Source organism: Mesorhizobium sp. B2-3-12 (genome assembly GCF_006442205.1).
Classification (GTDB): Bacteria; Pseudomonadota; Alphaproteobacteria; order Rhizobiales; family Rhizobiaceae; genus Mesorhizobium.
The window spans coordinates 484,596-493,798 of record NZ_VFVR01000002.1 but is presented as its reverse complement, the minus strand read 5'-3'; the positions used below and the strand labels follow the sequence as shown (position 1 = coordinate 493,798).

Annotated in this window: 12 protein-coding genes; 8 read left to right on the top strand and 4 right to left on the bottom strand. The window is 64.5% G+C overall.

The annotated features are described in order from the left end of the window. The first annotated feature begins 4 nt into the window (after positions 1–4). The gene (locus tag FJ948_RS07700; protein WP_140703052.1) at positions 5–409 is read left to right on the top strand and encodes a GFA family protein; all 405 of its coding nucleotides are present in this window, start codon (positions 5–7) and stop codon (positions 407–409) included. Between the two features lie 89 nt (positions 410–498). Here the strand turns inward: FJ948_RS07700 and FJ948_RS07695 are convergent, their stop codons facing one another. Further along, on the bottom strand, positions 499–1,752 hold the full coding sequence (locus FJ948_RS07695; protein ID WP_140703050.1) for a DNA recombination protein RmuC: 1,254 nt from the start codon (positions 1,750–1,752) through the stop codon (positions 499–501). Between the two features lie 103 nt (positions 1,753–1,855). Here FJ948_RS07695 and def point away from each other — a divergent pair, with 103 nt between their 5' ends. The 6 genes from def to truA all read left to right on the top strand — a co-directional run bounded on the left by def (position 1,856) and on the right by truA (position 5,439). Further along, positions 1,856–2,386: a peptide deformylase gene (gene def, locus FJ948_RS07690; protein WP_140703048.1), complete on the top strand. Its 531-nt coding sequence runs from the start codon at positions 1,856–1,858 to the stop codon at positions 2,384–2,386. A gap of 78 nt (positions 2,387–2,464) precedes the next feature. Then, positions 2,465–2,752, top strand: a complete 288-nt coding sequence (locus tag FJ948_RS07685; protein WP_140703046.1) for a plasmid stabilization protein — start codon at positions 2,465–2,467, stop codon at positions 2,750–2,752. Continuing rightward, complete coding sequence (locus tag FJ948_RS07680) at positions 2,749–3,174, top strand: type II toxin-antitoxin system VapC family toxin (RefSeq protein ID WP_140703044.1); 426 nt, start codon at positions 2,749–2,751, stop codon at positions 3,172–3,174. Before FJ948_RS07685 ends, FJ948_RS07680 begins: the two co-directional genes overlap by 4 nt. Before the next feature lie 38 nt (positions 3,175–3,212). Continuing rightward, a complete protein-coding gene (fmt, locus tag FJ948_RS07675; RefSeq protein WP_140703042.1) occupies positions 3,213–4,166 on the top strand; it encodes a methionyl-tRNA formyltransferase in 954 nt (317 codons plus the stop codon). Then, positions 4,163–4,669: an N-acetyltransferase gene (locus FJ948_RS07670; RefSeq protein WP_140703041.1), complete on the top strand. Its 507-nt coding sequence runs from the start codon at positions 4,163–4,165 to the stop codon at positions 4,667–4,669. Before fmt ends, FJ948_RS07670 begins: the two co-directional genes overlap by 4 nt. 23 nt (positions 4,670–4,692) lie before the next feature. Then, on the top strand, positions 4,693–5,439 hold the full coding sequence (truA, locus tag FJ948_RS07665) for a tRNA pseudouridine(38-40) synthase TruA (protein ID WP_140703039.1): 747 nt from the start codon (positions 4,693–4,695) through the stop codon (positions 5,437–5,439). A gap of 53 nt (positions 5,440–5,492) precedes the next feature. Here truA and FJ948_RS07660 read toward each other — a convergent pair whose 3' ends face one another. Continuing rightward, positions 5,493–6,125 (bottom strand): transporter, encoded by a 633-nt coding sequence (locus FJ948_RS07660; RefSeq protein ID WP_140703037.1) that lies wholly within the window; start codon positions 6,123–6,125, stop codon positions 5,493–5,495. A 5-nt stretch (positions 6,126–6,130) separates the two neighbouring features. Next, entirely contained in the window at positions 6,131–7,324 is a 1,194-nt protein-coding gene (gene dapE / locus FJ948_RS07655) for a succinyl-diaminopimelate desuccinylase (protein ID WP_140703035.1), read from the bottom strand. Positions 7,325–7,449: 125 nt separating this feature from the next. On the opposite strand from dapE, the gene FJ948_RS07650 reads away from it, so the two are divergent. Continuing rightward, complete coding sequence (locus tag FJ948_RS07650) at positions 7,450–8,502, top strand: 2-dehydropantoate 2-reductase (protein ID WP_140703033.1); 1,053 nt, start codon at positions 7,450–7,452, stop codon at positions 8,500–8,502. Here FJ948_RS07650 and FJ948_RS07645 read toward each other — a convergent pair. Beyond that, positions 8,405–9,178 (bottom strand): hypothetical protein, encoded by a 774-nt coding sequence (locus tag FJ948_RS07645; protein WP_140703032.1) that lies wholly within the window; start codon positions 9,176–9,178, stop codon positions 8,405–8,407. The genes FJ948_RS07650 and FJ948_RS07645 overlap by 98 nt on opposite strands. Between the last annotated feature and the right edge of the window lie 25 nt (positions 9,179–9,203).

Sequence of the window (9,203 nt, the reverse complement as noted above, 5' to 3'; positions counted from 1 at the left end):
GACGATGAAGATTGACGGCGGCTGTCATTGTGGTGCCATCGCCTATGAGGCGGAGGTCGACCCGGAAAAGACCTCCATCTGTCATTGTACCGATTGCCAACAACTGACCGGCACGGCGTTTCGCGTCACCGTTCCCGCGCCGGAGGATCAGTACCGGATCACAAGGGGTACACCGAAAATCTATATCAAGATCGTGGCGAGCGGCGCCAGGCGAACCCAGGCTTTTTGCGCCGACTGCGGTTCGCACCTTTATGCGACATCGGTCGGCGACGGTCCGAAGGTCTATGGGATCAGGGTCGGCACCTCGCGGCAGCGCCAGGACTTGATCCCCAGACACCAGAAATGGCACCGGTCGGCGTTGCACTGGCTTCCGGAATTCGAGGGCATGACGACGGTGGAGGAGCAGTAGCTCCTGTCTCTCACCCAATTCCCAAGGGGAAGCGCTACGCGCTTCTTCCGGGAAAACCGCAGCGCGGTTTTCCTGGAATTGCTCCCCTCTCAGTCGTCGCCTTCGACGACCCTCAACCTCAGCTGTCCGGTCTTGGAATCGGCCACCCGCGGTGCGGCCTCCACTTTGGTGGCGCCGCCGCGCGGGGCGTCGGGCTCGCCTTCCCCGAATTCCAGCGCCTCGATCTTCTGGCCGCGCTTGGTCACTTTCGAGGTCGAGACGAGGATGTCTTCGATGTCCTTGGCAGACTGGCCGAAATGGCCCTGCAATTTGCGCACCCGCTCGTCGACACGCTGGACGTCCTCCATCAGCCGGATGACTTCGCCCTGGATAAGATGCGCCTGCTCGCGCATGCGGGCATCCTTGAGGATCGACTGGATGACCTGGATCGACAGCATCAAGAGAGAAGGCGAGACGATGACGACGCGGGCGCGGTGCGCCTTCTGGACAACCGCTTCGAAATTCTCGTGGATCTCGGCAAACACCGATTCCGACGGCACGAACATGAAGGCGGTGTCCTGGGTTTCGCCCTGGAGCAGGTATTTTTCCGAAATGTCGCGGACGTGGATCTCGATATCGCGGCGAAACGCCTGGGCCGCGACCTTCTGCAGGTCGACGCCATCGGCGGCGCGGATGGCATTCCAAGCCTCCAGCGGAAATTTGGCGTCGATGGCCAGCGACGGCGCGCCGTTCGGCATTTTCACCAGGCAATCCGGCCGGCTGCCGTTCGACAGTGTCGCCTGGAATTCATACGCGCCGTGCGGCAGGCCGTCGGCGACGATCGCCTCCATGCGCGACTGGCCGAAGGCGCCGCGCGTCTGCTTGTTGGAGAGGATCGCCTGCAGTTGCACCACCTGGCCGGCCAGCGACTGGATGTTGCCTTGCGCGGTGTCGATGACCGCCAGCCGCTCCTGCAGTTTCGCCAGGCTTTCATGGGTGGATTTGGTCTGTTCTGTCATGGTCTGGCCGATGCGGCCGGTCATGGCGTCGAGACGCTGGCCGATCGACTGCGTCAATTCGGCCTGGCGGGCGCCGAACACTTCGGCGATGGCGCCCATGCGGCCCTGCATCTCGGCCTGGGATTGGAGAATGCCGGCCATCCGCGCCTCGGCGTCACGGGCATGGTCGGCGGCTTCCGCGGCAGCCACCGTGCGGGCCTTGGCCGACCGCCACAGCGCAACGACGAGCGCTATGAACAAGCCGAGAAACAGCAACGCGCCGAAGGCCAGTGCGTGGCCGAGCGTGATTGTCGAGGCGCCAAGCCGCGCGACGGGCTCCGAAAGGATGGTGCTCAGATCATTCATGTGGACAGCATAACCGATTCGGCACGCTGGCACAGATCAAAACGTGAACGAGACGCAGGCGCACCGGTTGACGCCTTTCCTTGGAGGTCTTAGGTGAAGCGCCATGCCGATCAAGCCGCTCATCATCCTTCCCGACCCCATCCTGCGCCAGGTTTCCAAGCCGGTGGAGCGCGTCGATGCGCCCTTGCGCAAACTGGCCGACGACATGCTGGCGACCATGTATGACGCGCCCGGCATCGGGCTGGCGGCGATCCAGATCGGCGAGCCGCTGCGCATGCTGGTGATCGACCTCGCCAAGGAAGACGAAACGCCCGCGCCCCACGTCTTCATCAACCCCGAAATTCTCGAAAGCGCCGACGCGCGGTCCGTCTACGAGGAAGGTTGCCTGTCGATCCCGGACTATTATGCCGAGGTCGAACGCCCGGCTTCGGTGCGGGTCAAATATCTCGACCGCGACGGCACGCTGCGGGAGATGCAGGCCGAAGGGCTGATGGCGACCTGCCTGCAGCACGAGATCGACCATCTTAACGGCGTACTGTTCATCGACCACATCTCGAAGCTGAAGCGCGACATGGTGGTGAAGAAGTTCAGGAAGCTCGCCAAGGACAAGGCGCCTGGCAAGCTGGTCGGATAGGCGCGGATCGACAGCGTAGACTCCCATTGAGCCGCAACCCTTATCGTGATATCACCGATATCAACGCTGGAGGGTTGCATGGGCGATATGCTGATCAGGGACATCCCCGAACCGTTGAAACGCGAAATCGAACAAGCTGCGCGAAGCGGCGGCCAAAGCTTATCCGGCAAGGCGATCGATCTTTTGCGTAAGGGCATGGTCGCCGAAAAGGAGGCCAAGCCAGAGCCTGGTCTGTCGGCATGGGACAACATTCGCTCCGCGTTCGCGGCCGAGAATGCGGTCGACGACGAGTTCGCCGAGATCATGGAAGAAATCGAAGCGGAGAGAAAACGCGACTTCGGGCGAGCGGTCGAGGATTTCGAGTGATCGTCCTCGATACCAACGTCATTTCCGAAACGAGCAGGATGGCACCCGATGCGAACGTGGTCGAATGGTTTCGCAAACAGGAGTTGCTCGACTTGTATCTGTGCGGCCCCGTCGTCATGGAGCAATCCTTCGGTGCCGAAAGGTTTCTGAACAAGACCGGTTCCGATCGTCATGTCCGTGCTCTCGATCACCTGATCTCGAAGCAGTTCTCCGGTCGCGTCGTCGAATTTGCTGGCTCCATCCCCCGTCTTGCCGGCAAGCTCCGGGCGGCGCGGGAAAGGATCGGCCGCCCTATCAGCCTTCCGGACGCCATGATCGCCTCGATCTGCCTCGCGCATGACGCTACGCTGGCGACCCGCAATGTCCGCGACTTCGACGGGCTTGACCTGAAGCTCGTAAACCCGTTTGAAGCGGTTGCCTGAACCGGCTCGTGCAAGCAGAGAAAGACCACGGAAGAAAAATGCCCCTTCGCGTCATCTTCATGGGCACGCCGGAGTTTTCGGTGCCGACGCTGCGCGCCATTGCTGAAGCCGGACATGAGATAGCAGCTGTTTATACGCAGCCGCCGCGCGCCGCGGGCCGGCGCGGGCTGGAACTGACGCCATCTCCTGTGCAGCGCGAGGCCGAGCGACTGGGCATCGAGGTGCGCACGCCGACATCTCTGAAAGGCGAGGCCGAGCAGACCGCTTTTGCCGCGCTCGACGCCGATATCGCCGTGGTGGTCGCCTATGGCTTGCTGTTGCCGAAGGCGGTTTTGGGGGCGCCCCGGCTTGGCTGCGTCAACGGCCACGCCTCGCTCTTGCCGCGCTGGCGCGGCGCCGCTCCCATCCAGCGCGCCATCATGGCCGGCGACACGGAGACCGGCATGATGGTGATGCGCATGGAGGAGGGCCTCGACACCGGTCCGGTGGGATTGCTTGAAAAATGCGCCATCGACCCCGATATGACAGCCGGCGATCTGCATGATCGGTTGATGAGCATTGGCGCGGCCCTGATGGTGGAAGCGCTGGCGCGGCTGGAAGAGAGCACCCTGACATTTACCGCGCAGGCGGTAGACGGGGTGACTTACGCCAGGAAAATCGATAAATCCGAGACGCGCTTGGATTGGACACGGCCTGCTGTCGAGGTCCACAATAGCGTTCGCGGCCTGTCGCCCTTTCCCGGCGCCTGGTCCGAGATTGAAATTGGCGGCCGCATGGAGCGGCTGAAGCTGCTTCGCTCGACGCTGTCCGGGGGCCTGTCGCTTTCGGAAGATTTGGGCGAGTCGGGAGGAATTCTCGATGACCGGCTGACGGTCGCCTGCGGAAAAGGCGCGATCAGGCTGGTCGAAGTTCAACGTGCGGGCGGAAAGCCCGCCGCCGCGTCGGAATTCCTGCGCGGAGCCAAGATCGAAAAAGGACTGAAATTCTCATGAGCATGATGTCGATACGCGCGGCGACGCCGCGGGACCGCGAGGCCATTCGCCTCGTCGAGGAACACGCGTTCGGCCAGCAGGCGGAGGCCGGGCTGGTCGACGCGTTGGTGACGGGCGGTGATGCCGTCGTCGAACTGGTGGCGGAAGAAGACGGCCAGGCCGTCGGCCACATCCTGTTTTCGCGGCTGTTCGTCCAGAGCGGCGGCAAGAGCTTCGCCGCCGTGGCGCTGGCGCCATTGGCGGTGGAACCGTCTTTTCACGGCTCCGGCATTGGCGGCGCGCTGATCCGCGAGGCTCACATCCGGCTCAAGGACGCTGGCGAGACGTTGGCCGTGGTGCTGGGTGATCCGGCCTATTACGGCCGTTTCGGCTACAGCCATGCGCGTGCCGAGAACTTCGAAAGCGAATACCAGGGCGAAGCGCTGCAGGCGCTTGCCTGGGGCGACGCGCCCGAAGCCGGCAGGCTGGTCTACGCCTCCGCCTTCACCGCTCTCGCCGCCTAGGCGAGAGCGTATAGCCGACCGGCATGCCGCGTTTTCGCCTCGATATCGAATATGACGGCAGCCTGTTTGCCGGCTGGCAGCACCAGGCTGATCAGCCTTCGGTGCAGCAGGCGATCGAGCAGGCCGTCGAGAAATTCAGCGGCGAAGAGGTCCGCTTGCGCGCCGCCGGCCGCACCGACGCCGGCGTGCATGCGACCGCCCAAGTCGCGCATGTCGACCTTGCCAAGGCATGGTCGGGCGACAAGGTGCGCGACGCCATCAACGCCCATCTGCAGGCGGCCGGCGCGCGCATTGCCGTGCTGAAGGCCGCGGTCGTCCCCGACGAATTCGACGCCCGCTTCTCGGCCACCGGCCGGCACTATCTCTACCGTGTCCTCAACCGGCGCGCGCCCTCGGCACTGGAAAAGGGCAAGGTGTGGTGGGTACCGAAGCGGCTCGATGCAGCCGCCATGCATGAAGCCGCGAAGCTCCTGCTCGGACGACACGACTTCACCACCTTCCGCTCGACCCAGTGCCAGGCAAACAGCCCGGTCAGGACGCTGGAGCGGCTCGATGTCAGCCGGACGGGCGACGTGATCGAGGTAAGAGCCTCGGCGCGCTCCTTTCTGCACAATCAGGTGCGCTCCATGGTCGGCTCGCTCAAGCGGGTCGGCGACGGCGGCTGGACATCAGGCGACCTCAAGGCCGCGCTCGAGGCGCGCGACCGCGCCGCCTGCGGCCAGGTGGCGCCGCCCGACGGACTTTTCCTGATAGGCGTCGATTACCCCTGATGGAACCCCGTTCCATCGATGGAACCCGGTTCCATCGGAGACAAGCACCCAGCCTACCCCGGATAGAGTCCCGACAGGCTCTGCGCCCCGACATCGTCCGGCACGCTGATGCCGAGCACCATCTGCAGCCCGAACAACACCAGCAGCGAAGCGATGAACATGCCGACGAAAACGGCTGTGCCGACGGCTGCCCCCTTGCCGATCGTGACATTGGTCATGCGCCAGGTCAGCACCATCGACAGGGCAAACAACAGCAGCGACACCAGGCTCGAGACCTGGCTTGCCGACGACAGGAAGAGCCTGATCAGCGCCGAGGGCAGCATCAGCCAGGCGGTGATTGCCGAGGCCCAGTTGCTGGCGACGACATAGTGGACGAAGCGCCCGCCAATGCCGGCGCGCGGCGCCACCAAGGCTAGCGCCACCAACGGCAGCACCCAGGAGCCGATATCGACCGTCGCCAGGCGCACCAGCATGGAGAAGCGGCCGGCGAAGGCATCGGGGTCGCCGATCTCGTTGGCGATGCCGACCCAGCCGACGATGAGCGCCGGAGCCGCGACGATGATGGCGAAGAACGAGTTCCAGAAACCATCCGCCGACAGGTCGAGCAGGCGCAGGCCGTCGACCTTGCCGAGCATCAGCCGCCAGGCGCCCGTCAGCGAAGCTTGGGTTTCGTCCGCCGAAAGCATGCTGGTCAGCCCTGTCCGAACCAGTCTTCGATGAAGCGCTGGTAGATTTGAGTCAGCGTTTCGAGATCGGCGATGGCGACACGCTCGTCGACCATGTGCATGGTCTTGCCGACCAGGCCGAACTCGACCACCGGACAATGATCCTTGATGAAACGCGCATCCGATGTGCCGCCGGAGGTGGACAAAGCCGGCTTTTTGCCGACCACCGCGCCGACCGAACCGCTCAGCGTCTCGACCAACCTGTCGTCGCGGGTCAGGAAGACATGGCTTGGCCGGTCGCGCCAGACCAGCTCATAGTCGACCGGCGTTGTCTTGCCTGGCCGGTACTTCTTGCGCCCTGCCGCCTGGTCGAGGCGGTTGTGGATTTCCGCCTGGACCGTCTCGGCCGTCCAGCTGTCGTTGAAGCGGATGTTGAAGGTGGCGGTCGCCTTGGCCGGGATGACGTTGGTGGCCGGGTTGCCGACATCGATGGAGGTCACCTCCAGATTGGTCGGTTGGAAATCCTTCGTGCCCTTGTCGAAGACGGGATGCAGCAAGGCGTCGACGAGGCTCATCAGCCCGCGCACCGGATTGTCGGCGAGCTGCGGATAGGCTGCGTGCCCCTGGCGGCCATTGACGGTGATGCCGCCCGACATCGAGCCGCGCCGGCCGATCTTGATCATGTCGCCGAGCGCATCCGGATTGGTCGGCTCGCCGACGATCGAGGCGTCCCATTTCTCGCCTTTGGACGCGGCCCATTCGAGCAGCTTGACCGTGCCGTTGATGGCCGGCCCTTCCTCGTCGCCGGTGATCAGCAGCGAGACCGAGCCCTTCGGGCCGCCCTTCTCTTCGACATGGCGCGCCACCGCCGCGATGAAACAGGCAATGCCGCCCTTCATGTCGACCGCGCCGCGGCCATACATCTCGCCATTGGCGATCTCTGCGGCGAAGGGCGGATGCGTCCAGGCGGCTTCGTCGCCGACCGGCACCACGTCTGTATGGCCGGCGAACATCAGATGCGGGCCGTTGCCGGAACGCCTTGCATAGAGGTTCTCGATATCGGGCGTGCCGTCCTCGGAGAACACCGGCCGGTCGACGAGGAAGCCGAGCGGTTTCAGCATCGCCTCCAGCGCGGTGAGCGCGCCGCCTTCGGCTGGGGTCACCGAGGCACAGCGGATGAGGGAGGCAAGGTTTGCGGCGGGATCGGTCGGCAGCGTCATGGCAAAAGCGATAGTCGAAAGCTGAGGGCCTGTCACGGCCAGACGTAGGGGCCAGCCCTATCGCCGACGATGCCGCCGACATTATGGTTTTCATGTCGTATAGTCGGACTGGTGCGGAGCAAGAGATGGCAAACGGGGGAAACAGGATCGTCATTGCCGGCGCCGGCAGCATTGGCTGTTATGCCGGCGGCTGCCTGGCACTCGCCGGGCGACAGGTTGTCCTGCTCGCCCGGCCGCGCATCGAGGCAGCGTTGCGGCAGGGCGGATTGCGTGTCAGCGACCTGGAGGGCCGTGATCGCCTGATCAAGCCGGAACAGCTCGTCGTCACCACCGATCCGGCCGCTGCCTTGCCGGAGGCCGATGTGATCCTGGTCACCGTCAAGAGCGGCGCGACGCAGGATATGGCGGCACTGATCAAGGCCCATGCCCGTCCCGAAGCCGTGGTGGTGAGCCTGCAGAACGGCGTCGACAATGCCGACAGGCTGCGCGCCGCGCTTGGCCAACGAACGGTGCTGGCCGGCATGGTGCCGTTCAATGTCGTGCAGTCGCCCGACGGCGAACCGCCGCTGCGCGTCCACCGTGCCAGCGACGGCAACGTAATGGTCGAGGACCGGGGACCTGCCGGGCTTCTCGATATCGCCGGTTTTCTTGATGTCGATGGCCTCGCCGTCGAAACGCATGGCGACATGAAGGCCGTGCTGTGGGGCAAGCTGCTGATGAACCTGAACAATGCGCTGGTGGCGCTGTCGGACCTGCCGCTGGCGACCGAACTCGCCGACAGGCGCTGGCGGCTGATCCTGGCCGGCCAGATCGACGAGGCCTTGCGGGCGATGAAGGCTTCCGGCATCGAGCCGGCGCGCATCGCCGGCCTGCGGCCAGCGCTGCTGCCGACAGTGCTGAGGTTGCCCGACTGGCTGTTCAAATTGCTGGCGCGGCGCATGCTGGCTATCGACCCCGAGGCCCGCTCGTCGATGTGGGACGATTTGCAGCGTGGCCGGCCGACCGAGATCGACGAACTGCAGGGTGCTGTCTTGCTACTGGCCGAAAAAGCCGGCACGCCGGCGCCGACGATCCGGCGGGTCAGCGCCTTGGTGCGCGCGGCGGAAGCCGAACGGCTTGGCTCGCCGGGCCTGGCGCCGCGACAGGTAGCGCCGCCGGATGGCTCTCGATCAGCGTGATCTTCTGCCAGATCTTTCGCGACAGGTTGGACGCCAGGTTCTCGATATCGTTGACGCCGTCGATCACCACGTCGTCATTGACGGACTGAGCGAACAGCGCCGCGATCTTGCCGGTGATCGACAGCATTTCGGAGCAATAGTCGAGATAGCGCGCGAGATCCGGGGCATTGGTGATGCGCGCCGGAGAGTGCGAGGTCGGCTTGAAACTGGCCGACAGCGCCGCCGGATCCTTGGTCAACTGGTGCATGTCGATGACGTGGATCAGCGATCTGAGGCCATGCAGCTGGCGAAACACCTGCTTGCGCTTGATGCGCTCCTCGGTGCGGATCAGGGCGAGGAAGCCGAGCACGGCGAGGATGATCATGTTGATCGTGGCTTCGATGCCTTGCACCGACTGCACCGCGTCGTCGGCCTGGGAGATGTGAATGAGCGGCAGGATGGTGCCGACGAACAGGAAGATCAACGCGCCGGCGATGACGGCCGCGACGATAATGCCGCGCAGCCACCAGATCGGCGCTTCGAGCGCCTGAGCCGCCTTGGCCAGATCGCGCGACAGCGACACCAGTTCGGCCGCGACGCCGCGCAACCCGGCGTCCGGGAAACGCTCGGCGACGCGGCCTTCAAGCCGCTCGGCGGTTTCGATGATCAGTTTCGGATCAAGCGTGCGGTAGCGCATGGCGAGATATCCGACCCCATGAATC